Raw genomic sequence first — 21115 nt, forward strand, 5'->3', positions numbered from 1 at the left:
GTGCGCATCGACATCGTCACGATCTTCCCGGAGTTCTTCTCCGTCCTCGACGTCTCGCTGCTCGGCAAGGCCCGCTCGGACGGGCTGCTCGACGTGCACGTGCACGACCTGCGGCACTGGACGACCGACCGGCACCGCACGGTCGACGACACCCCGTACGGCGGTGGCGCGGGCATGGTGATGAAGCCCGAGCCGTGGGCGCAGGCGCTGTCGTCGATCCTGCGCGAGGACGGTTCGTCGACGCTCGTCGTCCCCACGCCGGCCGGCACCCCCTTCCGTCAGTCGATCGCCCGGTCGCTCGCGTCCGAGCACGACCACCTCGTGTTCGCCTGCGGGCGGTACGAGGGCATCGATGCCCGCGTGTTCGCGTGGGCTGCCGAGCGGTGCTCGGTCGTCGAGCTCTCGCTCGGTGACTACGTGCTGAACGGCGGCGAGGTCGCGGCCATGGCGATGATCGAGGCGGTCGGTCGTCTCGTCCCCGGGGTCGTCGGCAACCCGGAGTCGCTCGTCGAGGAGTCCCACGAGGACGGCCTGCTCGAGTACCCGTCGTACACGAAGCCGGCACTCTGGCGTGACCTCGAGGTGCCGGACGTCCTGCTCAGCGGGCACCACGCGCGCGTCGCCGCCTGGCGGCACGAGCAGCAGGTGGAGCGGACCCGTCGCGTCCGCCCGGACCTGCTGCCCGACGCGTAGCGCCGGCCGCATCGCCGCGCGCGCTGCGCCGGCTGGTCCGGCAGTGGTGCTCCGCGCCGTTCCGGTCGCATGACGTGCCACCTCCGCACGTTCCGGTCGCGCGACGTGCCGCCGGGCTGGATCGTGAGCGGCAGGTCGCGCGACGAGGGCGCCCGCGTCCCGACGGATGGATGGACGAACGGACGGGAGGCGCGGGGCGGGGTCGCGCCGCGCCTCCCGGCCGTCAGGCGGTCGCCTCGGTGCGCTGGGCGCGTCGCAGGGTGAGCACCTCGGGACCGTCGTCGGTGACCGCCACGGTGTGCTCGACGTGCGCGGCACGGGATCCGTCGACGCTCTTCAGCGTCCAGCCGTCCTCGTCCTGCACGAGTTCGTCGGTGCCCTGCATGAGCCACGGCTCGATCGCGACCACGAGGCCCGTGCGGAGCTTCAGACCGCGGCCGGGGCGGCCGTCGTTCGGCACGTGCGGGTCACCGTGCATCGTGCGGCCGACGCCGTGCCCACCGAACTGCGTGTTGACGCTGTAGCCGGCGTCCTTCGCCACCCTGCCGATGGCGTAGGAGACGTCGCCGAGCTTGTTGCCCGGTCGGAACTGCTCGATGCCGGCCAGCAGCGCGCGCTCGACCGTCCCGACGAGTCGCTGGTCCTCGTCGCGGGCCGTGCCCACCTGCACCGTGACGGCGGAGTCCGCCACCCAGCCGTCGACGCTCGCGGCGAAGTCCAGGCTGACGAGGTCGCCGTCGACGAGCACGCGGTCGTACGGCAGGCCGTGCAGGGCCGCGTCGTTCACCGACGTGCACAGGTTCCGGCCGAAGGGGGAGTTGCCGAACGAGGGGTGGTAGTCGACGTAGCAGCTCACGGCGCCACGGTCGGCGATCATCCGAGCGGCCACGCGGTCGAGGTCGAGCAGGTTCACGCCCACGTCGACGGTCTCGAGCAGCTCGTCGAGGACGTCGGCGACGAACCGTCCGGCGGCGCGCAGGCCCTCCAGCTCGGCGGGGGTGCGGAGTTCGATCATGCGTCCATCCTGGTCGTTTTGCGAGCGGGCTTCCCTGTGGCATGATGGACCGCTGTGCCCTGGCTGGACTCTGCCACGGGGGAGTCGCCGATTCCGGGCACGCACACTTCTTTCCACACACCGATCCGCGGCGACCCGTGCGCGTCCGCAGAGAGTGAACGAACATGCAGCTCCTCGACCACGTCGACGCAGCGTCCCTGCGCACCGACGTCCCGGACTTCCGCCCCGGCGACACCATCAAGGTGCACGTCAACATCATCGAAGGCACGCGCTCGCGTGTCCAGGTGTTCCAGGGTGTCGTCATCGCCCGCCAGGGCCACGGCCTCGGCGAGACCTTCAAGGTCCGCAAGGTGAGCTTCCAGGTCGGCGTCGAGCGCTGGTTCCCGGTGCACTCGCCGATCATCGACCACATCGAGGTCGTCACCCGCGGTGACGTCCGTCGCGCGAAGCTCTACTACCTGCGCGAGCTCCGCGGCAAGGCGGCCCGCCGCAAGATCAAGGAGAAGCGCGACGCCTGATCGCCTTCACAGTGAGGGCCCGCGAGCCGGGTTCCACTGGACGCCCCCCGCCGATGTACGGTTGTGCATCGACGGGGGGCTTTCCCGTTGTGCGCGCTCCACGGAGCGCAGGGTCTTCCACGTCCGACGAGTGCGGGTGTGGGTCGGCACGCTGGTCGAGCGTGCATGTGAACGAGAGCGGACATGACGGACACCACCGAAGGATCGGGACGCCGCCCACGGGCTGAGCACAAGGGCAACGGCGTCCTGACGTTCCTGCGGGACCTCGTCATCATCTTCCTCGCGGCACTGCTCGTCTCGTTCCTCGTCAAGACGTTCCTGATCCGGTCGTTCTACATCCCGTCGGAGTCGATGGAGAACACCCTGCAGGTGAACGACCGGGTGATCGTCAACGAGCTCGTGCCGGACGTGGTGTCGCTCAAGCGCGGTGACGTCGTGGTCTTCAAGGACCCGGGCGGTTGGTTGACCGGCACGAACGTGCCGGGCGTCGCGCCGACCACGCAGCCGGCGAAGGCGATCGACTGGCTCCTCACCCAGGTCGGTCTCGGGACCGGCGACAGCGACGACCACCTCATCAAGCGGGTCATCGGCCTGCCGGGGGACAAGGTCACGTGCTGCAACGACCTCGGGCAGATGTCCGTGAACGGCGTGCCCATCAAGGAGCCGTACACGCTGCTGCCGAGCGGCGCCCCGGCGTCGGCCGACCCGTTCTCGGTGACCGTCCCCGAGGGCACGATCTGGGTGATGGGCGACAACCGCAACGACTCGAAGGACTCGCGCTACAACCGCGACACCCCGTCGAAGGGCTTCGTGCCGCTGTCGGACGTCACCGGCAGGGCGTTCGTGATCTCGTGGCCCACGAGCCGCTGGACGTGGCTCGACGACTACCCCGACGTGTTCGCGGGTGTGGAGGAGAAGGACCGGTGACCCCGGTCCGGCCATCGCTCCGGGTCGAGAAGAAGCTGCTCGGCTCCGGTCGCGTGACCGTGATCGGCATGGACGAGGTCGGCCGTGGGGCGATCGCCGGTCCGGTGGCCGTCGGGGTCGCGGCGGTGACGATCGACATCGGACGCGTGCCCCAGGGGCTCGCCGACTCGAAACTGCTGTCAGCCGCTCGGCGCACCGAGCTCGAGCCCGTCGTCCGACGGTGGGCACGGACCGCCGTGGGCATGGCGACGGCGGACGTGGTCGACCAGCAGGGGATCGTCCCCGCGCTCGGCCAGGCCGGTGCGGCGGCGCTCGGCGCGCTCGTCGACGACGGGCTGTGCCTCGACGACGCCGTCGTGGTGCTGGACGGCTCGTTCGACTGGTTGTCCCGTGCCGTCCCCACAGCACTGGTCCCGTCCGCCCGGCCGCTCGACGTCGTGGTGCGCGTGAAGGCGGACCGCGACTGCGCCTCCGTCGCCGCAGCGTCCGTGGTGGCGAAGGTCGAGCGCGACGCCCTGATGGTCGCTGCGCACGAGGGGGCTCCGCACTACGGGTGGGCGTCGAACAAGGGGTACGGGTCCACGGCGCACTACGACGGGATCCGGTCCGTCGGGGCGCACGCGCTGCACCGGAAGAGCTGGCTGCACCAGGCGTCGAGCGTCGCCCTGGACGGGTTCGACGAGCTGGCCGTCACCGGCTGACCCACCTCGTCGTCCATCGTCGGTCGGCTCGCCGTAGACTGTGCGGGCGATGGATGACGACGAATTCGACGACTACGACCGCGAGGTCGAACTTGCCCTGTACCGCGAGTACCGCGACGTCGTGTCGCAGTTCCGGTACGTGGTCGAGACCGAGCGGCGGTTCTACCTGGCGAACGAGGTCGACCTCGTCCGCCGTGACACCGAGCACGACTTCTACTTCGAGCTCACGATGAACGACGTGTGGGTGTGGGACGTCTACCGTTCCGACCGGTTCGTGAAGTCCGTGCGTGTCCTCACGTTCAAGGACGTGAACGTCGAGGAACTCACGTCGCGGGAACTCGAACTGCCCAAGGAACTCGCACTCGACGAGTGATCCACAGCTTTACTGGAATTGCGACTCGGGCTTCTTCCGACGACATTTCCGCAATTGTCGCGCTACGGTGGCGGTGAAGCTTTTCCCGTGACCCACCGTCACGGGGATCACCACCCCTCGACCCAGGAGCACGACATGGCACAGAAGGTCACCGTCCAGCTCGTCGACGACCTCGACGATTCGCCCATCGCCGCCGGCGAAGGCCGCACCGTGGAATTCGCGTTCGACGGTTCGAACTACGAGATCGACCTGTCCGACGACAACGTGGACAAGTTCCGCGAAGCGATCTCGGACTACGTCGCAGCGGCACGGAAGGTCTCCGGTCGTCGTTCCGGTGGCAGCAGTGGTTCCGCGCCGAAGTCCGCACCCAAGCGCGGGAACTCCGAGGAACTCGCGAAGATCCGCGACTGGGCGAAGGAGAACGGTTACGAGGTCTCGAGCCGCGGCCGTATCTCGACCCAGGTGCAGGAAGCGTACGCAGCCGCGCACTGACGCACGACCTCACGAGACCCCGGATGTCCTGACGACATCCGGGGTCTCGTCATTCCTGCACAACATTTCCATCAAGAGTGCTCATCCACAGTTCCGCCATCCGACCGACGGCGCCGGTTGCATTGCCGCATCGTCGTCGGTGGAGGCGACGACATGGAACGACGAACACTCGGGCAGTACGGCGAGGACCGCGCGGTGGAATGGCTCACGGCGCGCGGGTACCGATTGGTGGAACGGAACTGGCGGTGCGCACGCGGCGAGGTCGACGTGGTCGCCTGGCACGGGCGGACACTCGTGTTCATCGAGGTCAAGACGCGAGCGGGCACGTCGACCGGGCACCCGTTCGAGGCGATCACCACGGCGAAGACCGCGCGCCTCCGACGGCTGGTGCCGATGTGGTTCGCGGCGCATCCCGACACGCACGCCCCGGCGGTCCGTCTCGATGCGCTGGCGGTGCACGTGGCCGGTGACCGGCACGGCATCGAGCACCTGACGGGGATCCTGTGACCGGCATCGGTCGGTCCGCCGCGGTCGCCCTGCTCGGCGTGACCGGACGGCGGATCGAGGTCGAGGCGCACCTGACGAGCCAGCTGCCCGCCTTCAGCATCATCGGGCTGCCGGACACCTCGTTGGGCGAGGCCCGAGAGCGGGTCCGGGCCGCAGCGGCGAACGCGGGGGCGCCCCTGCCGGCCCGGCGGATCACGGTCAACCTGACGCCGGCGGCGATCCCGAAGCGCGGATCGGGCTTCGACCTGGCGATCGCCATGGCGGTGCTCGCCGGTGCGGACGTCGCGCCCTGCGTGAGCGAACGGGTCGTGTACATCGGGGAGCTCGGGCTCGACGGGCGACTCCGGCCCGTACCCGGGGTCGTGCCGATGCTGCTCGCGGCACGGGACGCCGGAGCCGAGCGGGTGGTGCTCCCCACGGGGAACGCCGAGGAGGCCCGGTTCGTGCGCGGTGTGGACGTCCGCGCCGTGGACTCGCTCCGTGCCGCCGCGATCGACGCCGGGGCGCTCCTCCCGCCGGTCGAGGTCGACCCGGTCGCCGCGCCGCCGGTCCTCCCCGAGCGATCACCCGTCGCCGAGCTGGCCGAGGTCGTGGGCAACCCCACCGGCGTCCGTGCCCTCGTCGCGGCGGCCGCCGGCGGACACCACGCCCTGCTCGTGGGACCGCCGGGCGCCGGCAAGACGATGCTCGCGGAACGGCTGCCGGGCCTGCTGCCGGACCTCGACGACGACGCGGCGCTCGAGGTCGCGGCGGTGCGGTCGGTCGCCGGGCACGGGGTCGCATCGTGGACCACGAGACCTCCGTGGGAGGCCCCGCACCACTCGGCGTCCGCGGTGTCCCTCATCGGTGGCGGCTCCGGCACGGTCCGACCGGGCGCCGTCTCGCGCGCGACTCAGGGCGTGCTGTTCCTCGACGAGGCCCCGGAGTTCCCGCGCGCGGTGCTCGACGCGCTGCGACAGCCCCTGGAGTCCGGACGGATCACGGTGCACCGGGCCGCCGGGGCCGCCGAGTTCCCCGCACGCTGTCAGGTCGTGCTCGCGGCGAACCCGTGTCCGTGCGGCAACGCCGGCTCGATGCGGCAACCGTGCGAGTGCGCGCCGGCCACCGTCCGCCGGTACCTCGGCCGCATGTCCGGGCCGTTGCTCGACCGCATCGACATCCGGGTGCGCGTGCCGCGGGTGACCACCGGCCTGATCCGCGGTGAGGACGGCACGACGCCCAGCACGGCGCAGGCTCGAGCGACCGTCGAGGCGGCACGCCACGCGATGCGCACCAGGCTCGTCGGTACGGGGTGGACCCGGAACGCCGAGGTGTCGGGGGCGTGGCTCCGCGGCCCCGGGCGGGTGGACCGGCGGGCGACGACGGCGCTCGACCAGGCGCTCGACCTCGGCACGCTGACGATGCGCGGCTGGGACCGGACGATGCGCCTCGCCTGGACGCTCGCGGACCTGCAGGGGGACGACCGGCCGGGCGAACGGCACGTGCGCGAGGCCCTCGCCCTCCGGAGTGCGCTGTGACCGGGGCGCCCGACCTGCTCGAGACGGTCGCGGTGCTCCTCGGTCGGGCTGTGGCCGACGCGGTGGACCCGGTGGAGGCAGCGGCGCGCGTGGCGTGGTCGGCCGTCGTGGAGCCGGGGGACGCGGTGGCGGGGATGCTCGTCCAGGGACTCGGGGCCGAGCGCTCGTTCGCGCTCGTCCGGTCGGCGTGCGACGACGGACCCGTGGGCCTGCTCGACTCCTGCATCGACCGGGGTGTCCCGGGGGCTGAGTCCCCGGCACCCTTCGCCCGCACGCTGCGGGTCGCCCTCGAGCGCTGGCGCCCACGGCTCGCCCGGGTCGACGTGCTGACGACGCTCGAGGCCGCGCGCGCGGTCGGTGCGCGGCTCGTCGTGCCGGGCACGGCCGGGTGGCCCACCGGCGTCGACGACCTCGGGCCGCACGCGCCCGTCGTGCTCTGGACGCGGTCGGGGCGTCGGGCCTCCGGTCCTGCCCTGGCCGTCGTCGGTTCGCGGGCGAACACCGTCGCAGGCGCCGAGGCGACCGCGGAGATCGCCTCGGCCGCCGCCGACGCCGGGTGCGCGGTGGTGAGCGGTGGGGCCTACGGCATCGACGCGACCGCGCACCGGGTCGCGGTCGCGGCGGGCACGCCGACGGTGGCGGTCCTGGCCGGCGGGATCGACCAGCTCTACCCGACGGGCAACGTCGAACTGCTGCGGAACGTCGCACGGCAGGGCAGCCTGCTGGCCGAGTCCCCGCCGGGTACCCGGCCGACACGGTGGCGGTTCCTCGCACGGAACCGACTGATCGCGGCGCTGGGTGCGGCGACCGTCGTGGTCGAGGCCGGGGCCCGCTCGGGCGCGTTGAACACGGCGCACCACGCTGCGCAGCTCGGCCGACCCGTGTTCGCCGTCCCGGGGGCGTTCTCGTCGTCGGCGTCGGTCGGGTGCCACCGTCTCGTGGCGCAGGGGCGTGCTCAGATCGTCGTGGGTCCGGGCGACCCCGTCGAGGCCGTCGTCGGACGACGCGGATCCGGGCGAGGACACCCGTCGAGGGACGCTGGGCCGACGCACGCCGACGAGCCGATCGGTGGTCGGCAGGACCCCGAGGTGGTCCGGGTCCTGGACGCATTGGGACGGCGGGCGCTCGGCGAGCAGGAGATCGCCGTGCGCTCGGGCATGTCGGCGGGTGCGGTGGCGGACGCGCTCGCGCTGGCCGAACTGCAGGGGCTCGTCACGCACACCGTCGGCGGGTGGACCAGGTCGTGACGGCGCCGGACGCTTACCCTGGGGCCCGTGGCGGAGCAGACGGACGGGCGACTCGTGGCGGCGGTGGAGTCGTTCCTCGACCACGTCCGTGGCGCGCGCGGTCTGAGCGACCAGACCGTCCGTGCCTACGCGAACGACCTCGACCAGCTGGTGCAGTTCGCCGACGAGCGGCGGATCGCCGCCACCGCGGACCTCGGTCTCGAGGTGCTCCGCGACTGGCTGTGGGAAGCGGACCGACGCGGGCTCGCCCGGTCCACGATCGCGCGCCGGTCGTCGTCGGTGCGGGCGTTCACCCGCTGGGCCAGCGAGACCGGTCTGCTCGACACCGACCCCGGCGCCCGGCTGCGCGCGCCCAAGGGGGCGGGACACCTGCCGCGCGTCGTGTCGACCGACCAGGTCCGGACGGTGCTCGACGGACTCGCGGCTCGGGCGGACACGGACGACCCTGCTGCGCTCCGCGACCTGGCGGTCGTCGAACTGCTCTACGCCGCGGCGATCCGGGTGAGCGAGCTCGTCGGCATCGACGTCGAGGACGTCGACCGAGACCGCCTGACCGTGCGAGTGCTCGGCAAGGGCGGCAAGGAACGGGTGGTGCCGTTCGGCGTGCCCGCAAGGGACGCGCTCGAAGCCTGGCTCGGACGGGGTCGCCCGGTCCTCGCTGCGCGCGCTGCCGAGCGGTCACCGGCCCCCGCCCGGCAGTCGGACACCTCCCCGCAGGCGGACCCCTCCGAGCAGCAGGTGCAGCGCTCCGGTGGGCCCGCGCTCTTCCTCGGTGACCGGGGTGGCCGACTCGGGGTCCGCAGCGTGTACCGGGTGGTCGCTCGAGCGCTCGGAGACCTGCCGGGCGCGGGTCCGAGCGGGCCGCACACCTTCCGGCACACCGCGGCGACGCACCTGCTCGACGGGGGAGCGGACCTCCGGGCCGTGCAGGAGCTCCTCGGGCACGCGAGCCTCGGGACGACGCAGATCTACACGCACGTCTCGTCCGCCCGGCTCCGGGAGGTCTACCGAACGGCGCACCCCCGCGCTTGACGGCGAACGGCCGGGCGGGAGTCCCGACGCCGTTCCGCCGCACGGCCTCGCGGCCTCCGGCACGTCACCCCGGCCACGCCGACTCCGGGAGCAGGACCGGCCAGGCAGCCGGCGACAGGAACCGCAGCGGATCGACGTAGCGACCCTCGACCCGTGCGCCGAGGTGCAGGCACGAACCGGCGGCGGGACAGTGTCCGACCGTGACGACACCGACCACCATCCCCTGCTGGACGGCGTCGCCCGTCGCCACCGAGGGTTCGACGGAGTCCAGCGTGCTCACGAGGCCCTCCCCGTGGTCGATGGTCACGATGCCCCTGCCGGCGACCTGCCCGGCGAACGACACCGTGCCGTCCGCCACCGCGACCGCAGGGGTACCGACGGACGTAGCCAGGTCGATGCCGCGGTGACCGGGCGCGTAGTCGTCCGCGGGTGCCTCGAACGGTCGGACCACCTCGCGCGTGCCCGTCGGCCAGACCCACGGCGCCGGAGCGACGTCCTCGCTCGCCACGATCGTTCCGGCCGAGCGGCCAGCCTCGTCGGACGTCGCCGGGTGCCCCGACAGGAGCGCACTCGCGAGCGCGACCACGAGCGGACCCGCGAGTGCGACCAGGAGTGCGACCGCGAGGACGAGGAGCCCACCCGGCCGCCCGGGCCGAGGGAGGAGCGGTGACCGTCTCATGTGACGAGGGTCGTCGAGACGCGCCCGGGCACGGGCGGCGGCGGGCCGATCTGGGGACGGTGCCCGCTGCCTCCAGGGCTGTGCAGGGACGGCTGTCGGACGGCGCCGCGCCACACCACGTCCTCTCGCGGTGCCGGCTGCGACACGACACGCGTCGATCGACGCGTGCAACGTCGGCGAACCCGTGCGATCCACGGCGACCCCAGAACGCGTCCAACCCCGCATGCCCCGCCGCGCCGCCGCGCCGCCGCGCCCCGATGTGCCCCGCGAGCCGCCAGCGAGTACAGTCGGGGCCGCTCCGGAACACGCAACGCCGCTCGGACGGCGAACCAGCCGACCGCCGGGGCACCGTGCGCCACCCAGCACGGCGGCAAGAACCTGGAGCACCGTGTCGAACACGTCCACCCAGCACGGCGAGGACCGTGCGTTCAAGGGGAAGGTCACCCTGTTCGCCATCGCGGCGGCAGTCGGCGGCTTCCTCTTCGGATTCGACTCCTCCGTCATCAACGGAGCCGTCGACGCGATCAAGGGCGAGTTCGGCCTGTCCGAGGCCGCCAGCGGCTTCGCGGTCGCCTCCGCGCTCATCGGCTGTGCCTTCGGTGCCTACTTCGCCGGTCGCCTGGCCGACCGCTGGGGCCGGACGCGCGTCATGTTCTGGGCAGCGGTGCTGTTCTTCGTCAGCTCGATCGGCTCCGCCTTCGCGTTCGCGACCTGGGACCTCGTCATCTGGCGTCTCGTCGGTGGCCTCGGCATCGGTACCGCGTCGGTGATCGCCCCCGCGTACATCTCCGAGGTCTCCCCGAAGGCGATCCGCGGTCGACTGGCGTCCTTCCAGCAGCTCGCCATCACGCTCGGCATCTTCGCCGCCCTGCTCTCCGACCAGCTCTTCGCGGTGACCGCCGGTGGCGCCTCGGAACAGGTCCTCGGCCTCGCCGCCTGGCGATGGATGTTCCTCGTCGGTGTCGTGCCGTCCGTCGTCTACGGCGTGCTCGCGATCACCCTGCCGGAGTCCCCGCGCTTCCTGCTCTCGAAGGGCCGTGCCGACGACGCCCGTGAGGTCATGGGCAAGATCGTCCCGCGTGACACCGTGAACACGAGCCTGGAGGAGATCCAGGACGGCATCAAGAAGGAGGCCAACGAGAAGAAGGGCTCCATCCGGGGCAACCGCTTCGGCCTGCAGCCCATCGTCTGGGTCGGCATCATCCTCGCCGTGCTGCAGCAGTTCGTCGGCATCAACGTGATCTTCTACTACTCGACGACGCTCTGGCAGGCGGTCGGGTTCAAGGAGAGCGACTCGTTCCTCATCTCGACGATCACGTCGATCGTCAACGTCGCCGTCACGTTCATCGCGATCTTCACCGTGGACAAGCTCGGCCGGAAGCCGCTGCTCGTGGCGGGCTCGTCGGGCATGTTCGTCTCGCTCACGATGGTCGCGATCGCGTTCTCGCAGGCCACGATCGTGGACGGCGCGCCGAGCCTGCCCGGCTCCTGGGGCATCATCGCGCTGATCTTCGCCAACCTGTTCGTGGTCTCCTTCGGCGCCACCTGGGGTCCGCTCATGTGGGTCCTGCTCGGCGAGATGTTCCCGAACCGCATCCGTGCGACCGCGCTCGGCGTCGGCTCGGCCGCCAACTGGATCGCGAACTTCGTGGTCACGATCTCGTTCCCGGTGCTCTCCGGCTTCAACCTGACGGTGACCTACGGCATCTACGCCCTGTTCGCCCTGCTCTCGCTGTTCTTCGTCATCGCGAAGATCCCGGAGACGAAGGGCCGCTCCCTCGAGGAGATGGGCATCACGGCAGAGGGCGACACGGTGTCGGCGAAGTAGCGTCCACCGGCGTCACCACCTGACGGGAGGCGCGGTGCGGGTCGGACCCGCACCGCGCCTCCCGTGCGTCCCGGCTCCGTCGTGTCCCGGGCACGGTCGTGTCCCGGGCACGGTCGTGTCCGGGCGCCGTCGTACCGGGCGCGGTCGTGTCCGGGCTCCGTCGTGTCCGGCGACGGCCTGGGCGTCCGGACCTGCTAGCATTACGACCGCAGCGCGCTCCGGCGCGCTGACTTCGCGCGTCCACAGTGCTCGTGCAACAGCAGTGCTCGTCCAACAGCAGTGCTCTCGCCACGACACGTTCCGCGGCCACCGGTCCTGCTCTCACGAGCGGGCGGCCGCGCGGACAGGGCGCCAGGGGTCACGGCCACCGGTCGCGACCGACACAACCGCAACCGTGCGCACGGCCGAACAGTCGTGTGCCGAGAACAAGGAGGGACGGCATGGCCGTCGTCACCATCCGCCAGCTGCTCGACAGCGGCGTCCACTTCGGACACCAGACCCGTCGGTGGAACCCGAAGGTGAAGCGCTTCATCCTCGCGGAGCGCTCGGGCATCCACATCATCGACCTGCAGCAGTCGCTGGCCTACATCGACCGCGCGTACGACTTCGTCAAGGAGACGGTCGCGCACGGTGGCACGATCCTCTTCGTGGGCACCAAGAAGCAGGCGCAGGGCTCCATCGCCGAGCAGGCGACCCGCGTCGGCCAGCCGTACGTCAACCAGCGTTGGCTCGGCGGTCTGCTCACGAACTTCCAGACGGTCTCCAAGCGCCTCGCGCGCATGAAGGAGCTCGAGGAGATCGACTTCGACGACACGACGAAGGGCTTCACCAAGAAGGAGCTCCTCATCAAGAAGCGCGAGCTGGACAAGCTCCACAAGACCCTCGGTGGTATCCGCAACCTCACGCGGACCCCGAGCGCGCTCTGGGTCGTCGACACCAAGAAGGAGCACCTCGCCATCGACGAGGCGCAGAAGCTCGGGATCCCGGTCATCGGCATCCTCGACACCAACTGCGACCCCGACGAGATCACCTACCCGATCCCGGGCAACGACGACGCGATCCGCTCCGTCGGTCTCCTCACCCGCATCGTCGCCGACGCCGCGGCCGAGGGCCTGAAGACCCGCCACAACGGCGGCGACGAGGAGACGGCCGAGCCGCTGGCCGAGTGGGAGCAGGAGCTCCTCTCCGGTGAGCAGGGTGGTGCGCAGGCCGCTCCGGCAGCCGAGGCCGCCCCCGCAGCCGAGGCTCCCGTCGAGGAGAACGACGCCGACGCGCAGGTCGCCGCGAAGGAGATCGGCGAGCCGATCGCCGACGAGGCCAAGAACGCCGAAGCCACCTCGGCCGAGTAGTCACCGGGGGCGCCGGGCCGGTCGGCTCGGCGCCCCTTCCCTCTCTCTCCACAACACCAGTCCAGAAAGGACTCCAGTCAATGGCCAACTACAGCCTTGCTGACGTGAAGAAGCTCCGTGAGGACCTCGGGGCCGGCATGATGGACGCGAAGAACGCGCTCGTCGAGGCCGACGGCGACTACGACAAGGCCGTCGAGCTGCTCCGCATCAAGGGCGCGAAGGCCGTCGCCAAGCGCGACGACCGTGCGACCTCCGAGGGTGTCGTCGTCGCGACGACCGAGGGTGGCGCCGCCACCGTCGTCGAGCTCGCGAGCGAGACCGACTTCGTCGCGAAGAACGAGAAGTTCACCACCCTCGCCGACAAGGTCGTGGCCGCGGTCGCCGCCGCCGGTGCGTCCGACGTCGAGGCCGGCAACGCCGCGCCGCTCGACGGCAAGACCGTCGCCGAGACGATCGACGAGGCCGCCGCCGCGCTGGGTGAGAAGCTCGCGCTGCGCACCGTCGTCCGTGTCGAGGGCGACGCCTTCGAGGTCTACCTGCACAAGACCAGCCAGGACCTGCCGCCCCAGATCGCCGTCGTCATCGCCTACGCGGGCTCCGACGCCGCCGAGGCGCGGTCGATCGCCCAGCACGTCGCGTTCGCGAACCCGACGTACCTGACCCGCGACGAGATCCCGGCCGAGGCCATCGAGAAGGAGCGCGCGACCGTCGAGGCGATCACGCGCGAGGAGGGCAAGCCGGAGGCCGCCCTGCCGAAGATCGTCGAGGGTCGCCTCAACGCGTACCGCAAGCAGGTCGCGCTCCTCGAGCAGGACTACGCGAAGGACAACAAGCTGTCCGTCGCGAAGGCCGCCGAGAACGCCGGTCTGACGATCCAGGGCTTCGCCCGCGTCAAGGTCGGCGCGTAACGAACCCGTGACGGGGCTCGGAACCACATCGGTTCCGGGCCCCGTTTTCTGCGCGCTGCGACACGCGCGGAGCCGGCCGGGAGGCACGACCTCCTCCGCCGGACCGGCTGCGGCCGGGTAGATTCCCACGAGACATTCGACGAAGGGTGCGCCACATGACGAACGAGAAGACCGGACGCCGCCGGGTCCTGCTGAAGCTGTCGGGGGAGGCGTTCGGGGCCGGGTCCCTCGGGGTGAACCCGGACGTCATCAGCACCATCGCCAAGGAGATCGCGCAGGCCGCGCAGGACGTCGAGGTGGCCATCGTGGTCGGCGGCGGCAACTTCTTCCGTGGTGCCGAGCTCTCGCAGCGCGGCATGGACCGCGGTCGTGCCGACTACATGGGCATGCTCGGCACCGTGATGAACGCGCTCGCGCTCCAGGACTTCCTGGAGCAGGCCGGAGCGGCGACCCGGGTGCAGTCCGCGATCAGCATGACCCAGGTCGCCGAGCCGTACATCCCGCGGCGCGCCGAGCGGCACCTCGAGAAGGGGCGCATCGTGATCTTCGGCGCCGGTGCGGGCCTGCCGTACTTCTCGACCGACACGGTCGCCGCCCAGCGTGCGCTCGAGATCGACGCGCACGAGGTCCTCGTGGCCAAGAACGGCGTGGACGGTGTGTACACCGCCGACCCGAAGAAGGACGCCACGGCCGAGAAGCTGCACCACGTCACGTACCAGGACGCCCTGCTGCAGGGCCTGAAGGTCGTCGACGCGACGGCGTTCTCGCTCTGCATGGACAACGGCATGCCGATGCACGTCTTCGGCATGGAGGGCGAGGGCAACGTCGCGGCCGCCATCCGCGGGGAGCGCATCGGCACGGTCGTCAGCAACTGACCCGCACGCTGACTAGACTCGACGCAGTACCGAAGGAGAACCACCGTGATCAGTGATGTCCTGACCGAAGCCACCGAGAAGATGGCGAAGGCCGTCGACGTCGCCAAGGACGACTTCGCGACCGTCCGTACCGGACGCATCAACGCCGCCCTCTTCCAGAAGATCCCGGTCGACTACTACGGCACCCCGACGCCGCTCGCGCAGCTCGCGTCGCTCCAGACGCCCGAGGCACGCACGCTCATCGTCACGCCGTACGACAAGTCGGCCCTCAAGGAGATCGAACGCGCGATCGCGACGTTCCCGAACCTCGGCGCCAGCCCGTCGAACGACGGCGAGATCGTCCGCGTGACGATCCCGGAGCTCACGCAGGACCGCCGCAAGGAGTTCGTGAAGCTCGTGCGTGGCAAGGGTGAGGACCACAAGGTCGTCATCCGGAACATCCGTCGCCGCGCGAAGGACGACCTCGACGCGCTGAAGGGTGAGATCTCCGACGACGAGATCGGTCGCGGCGACAAGGACCTCGAGGCCCTGACGAAGAAGCACGTCGACCAGATCGACGACGCGCTGAAGAAGAAGGAAGCCGAACTCCTCGAGGTCTGATGCGTCTCCCCGAGCCGGGCGGCGACCGCCCCACAGAACCGCGCCCGACCGGAGCAGCCCCGACCACGAAGAAGGGGCTGCGACAGGACTTCGATGCCCGTGCCCGTGCGGCGCGCGCCGACTTCGAGGCGCAGCTCAAGCAGCGCAAGGCGGACTTCGGCGCGCGCAACGAGGCACTGACCGCCCGCACCGGCCGCAACCTGCCGGCCGCGATCGCCATCGCCCTGGCGTTCGCGGTCGTCATGCTGGGGTCGCTCCTCATCTGGAAGCCGGCGTTCATGGTCGTCGCGGCCTTCCTGCTCGGGGTGGCCGTCTACGAGCTCGCGAGTGCGATGCGGTTCGCCGGGCGCGACGTGCCGCGCATCCCGAGCGTGGCGGCGGCCGTCGTCATGGTCCCGGCAGCGTTCCTCGGAGGGCAGGTCGCGGCGCTGTTCGCGATCCTCGGCGGCATCGTCCTCATCGCGGTCTGGCGGCTCGTCGAGGTCGCGATCGCGCGGGAGAAGCCGCCGGCCGGTCACGTCGCCCGCGACCTGACGAACGGTCTGTTCGTGCAGGCCTACATCACCCTGCTCGGTGCGTGCATCGTGCTGCTCTCGGCCCAGCCCCGCGGTGAGCTGTGGGTGATCGCCTTCATCCTGGTGGTCGTCGCCGTCGACACGGGTGCGTACGCCACCGGGCTCAACCTCGGCAAGCACCCGATGGCGCCGCGGATCAGCCCGAAGAAGACCTGGGAGGGCTTCGCGGGATCGGTCGCCGCGAGCATCCTGGTCGGCATCGTGGTGACCTGGCTCATGCTCGGTCTGCCCTGGTGGACCGGCATCGTCCTCGGTGTCCTCATCTCGGGCTCCGCCACGCTCGGCGACCTGACCGAGTCGATGATCAAGCGCGACCTCGGCATCAAGGACATCTCGTCGTTCCTGCCCGGGCACGGTGGGCTGCTCGACCGCATCGACAGCATCCTGCCGTCGGCGGCCGTGGCCTACGTGTTGTTCCTGGTGGTCGTCCACTGACCTGAGCGCCCGACGCCCTGTCGGACCGCGCGTCCAGGTGGCGCCATGGTCCGGTGCTGGCAGAATGTCGCCGTGGCCACGACCTTCCCCTCCGCAGACCGCAAGTCCCTCGGGTACGACGTCGACGAGGTCGAGCGGTTCCTCGAGGACGCCCGTCGTGCGTACACCGCGGGCGACACCGCTCCCGGCATCGAGGCGGTGAAGATCCGCAGGACCGCCTTCTCCATGCGCAAGGGCGGCTACTCCACGGCACACGTCGACGCCGCGCTCGAGCGCCTCGAGGACGCCTTCGCCGCTCGCGAGCGGGAGCGCGAGATCGCCGAGACGGGTCAGAAGGCCTGGTACGCCGAGGCCCGCGCCAAGGCGTCGGACGTCGTCGCGCGACTCGAGCGTCCCACCGGGCAGCGGTTCGCACGCACCAGCCCGCTCGGCACCGGCTACCACCCGAAGGACGTCGACGTCTTCGCGGAGCGGCTGGCGGGCTACTTCCGCGACGGCAAGCCGCTCAGCCTGACCGAGGTCCGGTCGGTGGTGTTCCGCCCGAAGCACGGCGGCTACCGCGAGGCGCAGGTGGACGCGCTGCTCGACGCGGTCGTCGAGGTCATGCTCGCCGTCCGCTGACGACGCGCGGGACACCGGTGCTTCTCTTCCCGTGACCGTTCCGTTATCCTGGACCCACTCATGGGCAGGCACACGGCAGACCTCAGCTCCGACCGCGGTACCCGCGAGCACCTCGACCGTCCGGTCGTCGGTGAGCGCCGCGCGGCACGCGACCGACTCCGCACGACGGGGCACTCGGTCCTCCACGCGACCCCGCGGGTCGAGACGGCAGCGCTGCCGTCGACACCGCTGGGCCCACCGGTGACGGCGCCGACCCCGGTCGCGACGTCCGCCGCACCGGCGACCGCTCCGGTCCTCGTCCGCGGACCGATCGCGCCGACCGGTGCTGCCAACCCGCGCATCGTCCAGCAGCGGCGCGCGGTCGCCGTACCGGCGAAGCCGAAGGCCGCCCGGACCCTCAACTCGTTCATGCGCGGACGCGCGACGATCCCGACGCTGTCGTTCTTCGCCGTCTTCGGCTTCGTCGGCGGCTCGCTGTTCAACCCGATGCAGCCCGACGTCGCCCAGGCCGCCGTCGTCGCCCCGGTGCTCGTCAAGGCGCCCGTGGAGCCGCAGCAGTTCACGGCACACGGCACGTACGCCGCGTTCGACGTGACGCGGGACGGCTACGGCGTCACGCTGCCGAAGCCCAAGGTCGAGGAGAAGCCGGCCGAAGCCACCAACGACCAGGCCGACCCGGCAGCGAAGAGCACGGCCGTCACGCCGTCGAACACGCTCGCGGCGACGGCCGCGACGCCGAACCCGGGCAGCGCGCAGGAGATCGCCCAGCAGATGGTCGCCGCACGCGGGTGGGGGAGCGAGCAGTTCAACTGCCTCGTGTCGCTGTGGAACAAGGAGTCGGGTTGGCGCGTCAACGCGTACAACCCGAGCGGTGCCTACGGCATCCCGCAGGCGCTGCCCGGCAGCAAGATGGCCACGGCCGGTGCGGACTGGCAGACGAACCCCGCGACGCAGATCACCTGGGGTCTCAACTACATCTCCGGCGTCTACGGCACCCCCTGCGGCGCGTGGGGCCACAGCCAGTCCTACAACTGGTACTGATCGGCAGTTCCGGGGTGCCGCGCAGCAACCGACCGCGGCGACCCCGTGGTCGTGGTCCCGAGCCGACCGAGGACGAGACCGGTCTCGACCGCCTCATGAGTTCGTGGAGGCGGACCGAGGTCCGTCGCGGTCGTACCTTCACCGTGCAACCGGTGTCCGCGGCGTCCGCACAGAAGGAGTACGTCTGTCCGGGCTGCGGCCTGGCCGTGCTGCCGGGTGTCGCGCACGTGGTGGTCTGGCGCGCGGACGGTGTGCTCGGGGACGACGCCGACCTGGCGTCCCGCCGACACTGGCACAACCACTGCTGGAGCATCGCATGAGCACCGAGATCCGCTCGAACACCGAGCTCCCCGCCCGACGTACCGACATCGAACTGGTGACGGACGACCACCTCACCCTCGTCGGCGAGCTCGCCGAGCCGCTCGACCGGCCTGCGCGGGGCACGCTCGTGACGCTCCACCCGCTGCCGACCGCGCACGGGTTCATGGACAGTCACGTGCTGAAGAAGGCGGCCTCGCGCCTGCCCGCGCTGGCCGACATCGCGGTGCTGCGGTTCAACTTCCGGTCGGTGACCTCGCCACGGGGCACGTCCGAGGGCGTCTTCGGTGACGGTGAGTCCGAGGGCTTCGACCTCCGCGCCGCCGTGCACGAGACCGTCGGACGCGGACTGCCGACCCCGTGGCTCCTCGGCTGGTCGTTCGGCACCGAGGTCGTCCTCAAGCACGGCATCGAACACGTCGCCGCGGGGAACGTCGCCGGCGTGGTGCTGCTGTCGCCCCCGCTGCACCGGACCTCGGACGACGAGCTCCGACGCTGGGCGGACGTGGACGTCCCGGTCGTCGCGCTGGTCCCGGAGCACGACGACTTCCTGCAGCCGGAGGACGCGGTCCGCCGCTTCGCCGTCGCGCCGAACGTGCGGGTCGTCCCCGTCGCGGGCGCGAAGCACCTGTGGGTCGGGGAACGGTACGTCCGCACGGTCCTCGACGCCGTCGCGGACCTCGTGGTCCCGGGCAGTGCGCCGCTGCCGACGCACCTCGACGACTGACCACACGGTCGGCGTCGCGACCGGGCTGACGCCACCGACCGGTCAGGGCCGGACGGCGACCGTGCCCCGCGAGCCGACCGTCCCGGGTGAGCGGGGAGCGCCACGGCTGGCGCGGGGGGACGCGACCCGGCCCGGAGGCGCGCGGTGCGCCTCCGGGCCGGGTCGCGGATGTCGTCCTCAGCGGGCGGTGGCGTCCTCGTCGAGGGCCTCGTCGTCCGCCGGCCGGCCGGCCGCCACGGGGGACTCGTCGAGGAGCCCGGTGGCGTGCGTGAGCACGCCGCGCAGGTTCTCCAGGTACCCGGCGACGGCGTCGCGCTCGGTGCGGATGGCGGCGAGCCGGTCCTCGGACTCGGCGATCGCCGCGGCCGACCGTTCCTCGGCCTCCGCGATCATCCGGTGGACTCGCTCCTGGGCGTCGCTGACGATGGTGCGTGCACGTTCCTGTGCCTGCGCGGTGCTCGTGCGCTCGAGGTCGTCGGCCTCCTGCTGCAGCCGCTCGGCGCGCTCCCGCGCCTCGGACGCGCGGCGGGTCGCCTCGGCGAGCTGCAGGTTGGCCTCGTCGAGGTACTTCTGCGTCTCGGCCACCGTCTCCTGGTGCTTCTGCAGGTAGTCCTGCTCGGCGTCGTCACGGCGGGCGGCGAGCTCGGACTCGAGCGCCGCGCGGGCCTCGTCGCGTTCTCGGGCGATCGCCGTGCGGACCTCATCGCGTTCCTGCTGCAGGTCGGCGCGCACCGTGTCGACCTCCTGCTGCAGCGCCGTGCGCTCGGCCTCGAGGTCGGAGAGCTCGGCCGTGCGGCGGTCGGCGATCTCGGTGTCGACCTCGGCGTGCTCCCGCTCGCGGCGCGCAGCGAGCTCGTCGGCGTGCTCGCGAGCGGCGCGCTCGGCGGCGGCGTCGGCCTCGGCGCGCTCGCGTTCGAGGCGGGCGCGGTGCTCCTCGAGTTCCGCGGCGATGCGGGCAGCGGTCTCCTCCACCAGGCGTGCGTTCTCGGCCCGGGTCTGCTCCTCGTCGACACGGAGCTGCGCACGGGCGGCCTCGAGCTCCTGGTCGAGGGCGGTGCGGGCCTCGGCTGCCTCGCGCTCCCAGCGTGCGCGGGCGGCACCGAGTTCGGCGTCGAGCTCACGACGACGGTCGCTGGTCTCCGCCTCGAGTGCGGCCCGGCCGCGCTCGACCTCGGACTCGAGCTCGGCCCGGCCGGTCTCGAGCGCGAGCTCGTGCGCTCGGCGCTGCTCGTCGCGCTCGCGCTGCCAGGCAGCGCGGCCCTCGGCGACCTCCCGCTCGAGGGCGGCGCGCCGCGTGGTCTCCTCGCGGTCGAGGTCCGCGGTGCGCCGGGCGTGGTCGGCCTCGAACACACTGCGTCGGTGCTCGGTCTCACGGTCGAGGTCGGCAGCGGCGCGACGGGCGTCCTCGGCCGCGCGCTGCGCGTCCTCGCGCAGCTCGGCGACCTCGCGCTCGACACGGGCACGCAGGGCATCGGTCTCGCGGATGGCGACCGAGCGGACCTCGGCGGCCTCGGTGACGGCTGCACCCCGGACGGCGGCGGCCTCGTTGCGGGCGTCCTGGGTCAGCAGGCCGGCCTCGGCACGGGCACGCTCGATCGTGTCGGACGACTCGGCCCGGGCGCGGGTGAGCTCGTCGGTCGCACGGGAGCGGGCGTCCTCGAGGGTCTCCGACGCCTCCTGCCGGGCTTCGCGGAGCAGACGCTCGGCCTCGTGCCGACTCGATGCGCGGAGCCGCTGGGCGTCGATGTCCGCCTGGCTGATGAGTCGGGTCGACTGCTCCTCGGCCACGCGCAGGGTGGACTCGAGGCGGGTGCCGAGCCCGCTGTAGGTCGGGGTGCCGGCCTCGTCGAGCTCGCCCTGCAGGTCCGCGACACGCGCCTGCAGGAGACGGATCTCCTTGGCGGCCTCGGCGCGGTCGGTGTTCGACTTGATGAGTTCGCGGCGGAGCTCGTTCACCGAGCGGTCCACCTCGTCGCGGCGGTACCCGCGCAGCTCGGTCCCGAACTCGGCCTCGTCGTTCGCCACGTGTTGCTCCTGGGGGTCGGCGGAGGGCCAGCCCTTGGCCCGCGGACGAGTCTAGTGGCGGCCCACCGGTGCCGACTGAGCCCGTGGACAGCGGTGGGGGATGCGATGTCCA

Annotated in this window: 23 protein-coding genes; 20 read left to right on the forward strand and 3 right to left on the reverse strand. The window is 71.7% G+C overall.

The window, feature by feature from the left end; translation table 11 throughout:
- Positions 1 to 693: a tRNA (guanosine(37)-N1)-methyltransferase TrmD gene (trmD, locus tag ACIP6W_RS07640; protein ID WP_066654831.1), complete on the forward strand. Its 693-nt coding sequence runs from the start codon at positions 1 to 3 to the stop codon at positions 691 to 693.
- Positions 694 to 916: 223 nt separating this feature from the next.
- On the opposite strand, the gene map is transcribed toward trmD, so the two are convergent.
- The gene (gene map / locus ACIP6W_RS07645) at positions 917 to 1708 is read right to left on the reverse strand and encodes a type I methionyl aminopeptidase (protein WP_066654828.1); all 792 of its coding nucleotides are present in this window, start codon (positions 1706 to 1708) and stop codon (positions 917 to 919) included.
- Between the two features lie 164 nt (positions 1709 to 1872).
- Between map and rplS the strand changes: the two genes are divergently transcribed.
- The 9 genes from rplS to ACIP6W_RS07690 all read left to right on the forward strand — a co-directional run bounded on the left by rplS (position 1873) and on the right by ACIP6W_RS07690 (position 9022).
- Positions 1873 to 2226, forward strand: a complete 354-nt coding sequence (gene rplS, locus ACIP6W_RS07650) for a 50S ribosomal protein L19 (protein WP_058730094.1) — start codon at positions 1873 to 1875, stop codon at positions 2224 to 2226.
- A gap of 183 nt (positions 2227 to 2409) precedes the next feature.
- A complete protein-coding gene (lepB, locus tag ACIP6W_RS07655; RefSeq protein ID WP_066654826.1) occupies positions 2410 to 3153 on the forward strand; it encodes a signal peptidase I in 744 nt (247 codons plus the stop codon).
- Positions 3150 to 3854, forward strand: a complete 705-nt coding sequence (locus ACIP6W_RS07660) for a ribonuclease HII (protein WP_066654823.1) — start codon at positions 3150 to 3152, stop codon at positions 3852 to 3854. The genes lepB and ACIP6W_RS07660 overlap by 4 nt, the downstream gene beginning before the upstream one ends.
- Before the next feature lie 49 nt (positions 3855 to 3903).
- On the forward strand, positions 3904 to 4227 hold the full coding sequence (locus tag ACIP6W_RS07665; RefSeq protein WP_058730091.1) for a DUF2469 family protein: 324 nt from the start codon (positions 3904 to 3906) through the stop codon (positions 4225 to 4227).
- Between the two features lie 135 nt (positions 4228 to 4362).
- The gene (locus ACIP6W_RS07670; RefSeq protein WP_066654821.1) at positions 4363 to 4719 is read left to right on the forward strand and encodes an Lsr2 family protein; all 357 of its coding nucleotides are present in this window, start codon (positions 4363 to 4365) and stop codon (positions 4717 to 4719) included.
- 153 nt (positions 4720 to 4872) lie between these two features.
- Complete coding sequence (locus tag ACIP6W_RS07675; protein ID WP_311205524.1) at positions 4873 to 5226, forward strand: YraN family protein; 354 nt, start codon at positions 4873 to 4875, stop codon at positions 5224 to 5226.
- Positions 5223 to 6743, forward strand: coding sequence for a YifB family Mg chelatase-like AAA ATPase (locus ACIP6W_RS07680; protein ID WP_081984920.1), 1521 nt, complete (start codon positions 5223 to 5225; stop codon positions 6741 to 6743). The genes ACIP6W_RS07675 and ACIP6W_RS07680 overlap by 4 nt, the downstream gene beginning before the upstream one ends.
- Positions 6740 to 7990, forward strand: a complete 1251-nt coding sequence (gene dprA / locus ACIP6W_RS07685) for a DNA-processing protein DprA (protein WP_400428931.1) — start codon at positions 6740 to 6742, stop codon at positions 7988 to 7990. The genes ACIP6W_RS07680 and dprA overlap by 4 nt, the downstream gene beginning before the upstream one ends.
- Before the next feature lie 27 nt (positions 7991 to 8017).
- Positions 8018 to 9022: a tyrosine recombinase XerC gene (locus ACIP6W_RS07690; RefSeq protein ID WP_400428933.1), complete on the forward strand. Its 1005-nt coding sequence runs from the start codon at positions 8018 to 8020 to the stop codon at positions 9020 to 9022.
- A 64-nt stretch (positions 9023 to 9086) separates the two neighbouring features.
- Here ACIP6W_RS07690 and ACIP6W_RS07695 read toward each other — a convergent pair whose 3' ends face one another.
- Positions 9087 to 9701, reverse strand: coding sequence for a M23 family metallopeptidase (locus ACIP6W_RS07695; protein WP_400428935.1), 615 nt, complete (start codon positions 9699 to 9701; stop codon positions 9087 to 9089).
- Positions 9702 to 10089: 388 nt separating this feature from the next.
- On the opposite strand from ACIP6W_RS07695, the gene ACIP6W_RS07700 reads away from it, so the two are divergent.
- The 10 genes from ACIP6W_RS07700 to ACIP6W_RS07745 all read left to right on the forward strand — a co-directional run bounded on the left by ACIP6W_RS07700 (position 10090) and on the right by ACIP6W_RS07745 (position 18978).
- Positions 10090 to 11529, forward strand: a complete 1440-nt coding sequence (locus tag ACIP6W_RS07700; RefSeq protein WP_066654813.1) for a sugar porter family MFS transporter — start codon at positions 10090 to 10092, stop codon at positions 11527 to 11529.
- Between the two features lie 440 nt (positions 11530 to 11969).
- The gene (rpsB, locus tag ACIP6W_RS07705) at positions 11970 to 12878 is read left to right on the forward strand and encodes a 30S ribosomal protein S2 (RefSeq protein ID WP_066654811.1); all 909 of its coding nucleotides are present in this window, start codon (positions 11970 to 11972) and stop codon (positions 12876 to 12878) included.
- 80 nt (positions 12879 to 12958) lie between these two features.
- Entirely contained in the window at positions 12959 to 13786 is an 828-nt protein-coding gene (tsf, locus tag ACIP6W_RS07710) for a translation elongation factor Ts (RefSeq protein ID WP_066654809.1), read from the forward strand.
- A gap of 155 nt (positions 13787 to 13941) precedes the next feature.
- The gene (gene pyrH, locus ACIP6W_RS07715) at positions 13942 to 14661 is read left to right on the forward strand and encodes a UMP kinase (RefSeq protein WP_058729969.1); all 720 of its coding nucleotides are present in this window, start codon (positions 13942 to 13944) and stop codon (positions 14659 to 14661) included.
- A 45-nt stretch (positions 14662 to 14706) separates the two neighbouring features.
- A complete protein-coding gene (frr, locus tag ACIP6W_RS07720; RefSeq protein ID WP_400428936.1) occupies positions 14707 to 15261 on the forward strand; it encodes a ribosome recycling factor in 555 nt (184 codons plus the stop codon).
- The gene (locus tag ACIP6W_RS07725; protein ID WP_209682237.1) at positions 15261 to 16271 is read left to right on the forward strand and encodes a phosphatidate cytidylyltransferase; all 1011 of its coding nucleotides are present in this window, start codon (positions 15261 to 15263) and stop codon (positions 16269 to 16271) included. The genes frr and ACIP6W_RS07725 overlap by 1 nt, the downstream gene beginning before the upstream one ends.
- Positions 16272 to 16343: 72 nt before the next feature.
- Entirely contained in the window at positions 16344 to 16892 is a 549-nt protein-coding gene (locus ACIP6W_RS07730; protein ID WP_400428938.1) for a DivIVA domain-containing protein, read from the forward strand.
- Between the two features lie 60 nt (positions 16893 to 16952).
- Positions 16953 to 17933 carry a transglycosylase SLT domain-containing protein gene (locus tag ACIP6W_RS07735; protein ID WP_400428940.1) on the forward strand — a complete coding sequence of 327 codons (981 nt, stop codon included), beginning with the start codon at positions 16953 to 16955 and terminating at the stop codon, positions 17931 to 17933.
- A gap of 14 nt (positions 17934 to 17947) precedes the next feature.
- Positions 17948 to 18253: a hypothetical protein gene (locus ACIP6W_RS07740; protein ID WP_251159688.1), complete on the forward strand. Its 306-nt coding sequence runs from the start codon at positions 17948 to 17950 to the stop codon at positions 18251 to 18253.
- The gene (locus tag ACIP6W_RS07745; protein ID WP_400428942.1) at positions 18250 to 18978 is read left to right on the forward strand and encodes an alpha/beta hydrolase; all 729 of its coding nucleotides are present in this window, start codon (positions 18250 to 18252) and stop codon (positions 18976 to 18978) included. The genes ACIP6W_RS07740 and ACIP6W_RS07745 overlap by 4 nt, the downstream gene beginning before the upstream one ends.
- Before the next feature lie 177 nt (positions 18979 to 19155).
- Here the strand turns inward: ACIP6W_RS07745 and ACIP6W_RS07750 are convergent, their stop codons facing one another.
- Positions 19156 to 21003 carry a hypothetical protein gene (locus ACIP6W_RS07750; protein WP_066654799.1) on the reverse strand — a complete coding sequence of 616 codons (1848 nt, stop codon included), beginning with the start codon at positions 21001 to 21003 and terminating at the stop codon, positions 19156 to 19158.
- Between the last annotated feature and the right edge of the window lie 112 nt (positions 21004 to 21115).

It is taken from the genome of Curtobacterium sp. NPDC088465 (genome assembly GCF_044753165.1).
GTDB lineage: Bacteria > Actinomycetota > Actinomycetes > Actinomycetales > Microbacteriaceae > Curtobacterium.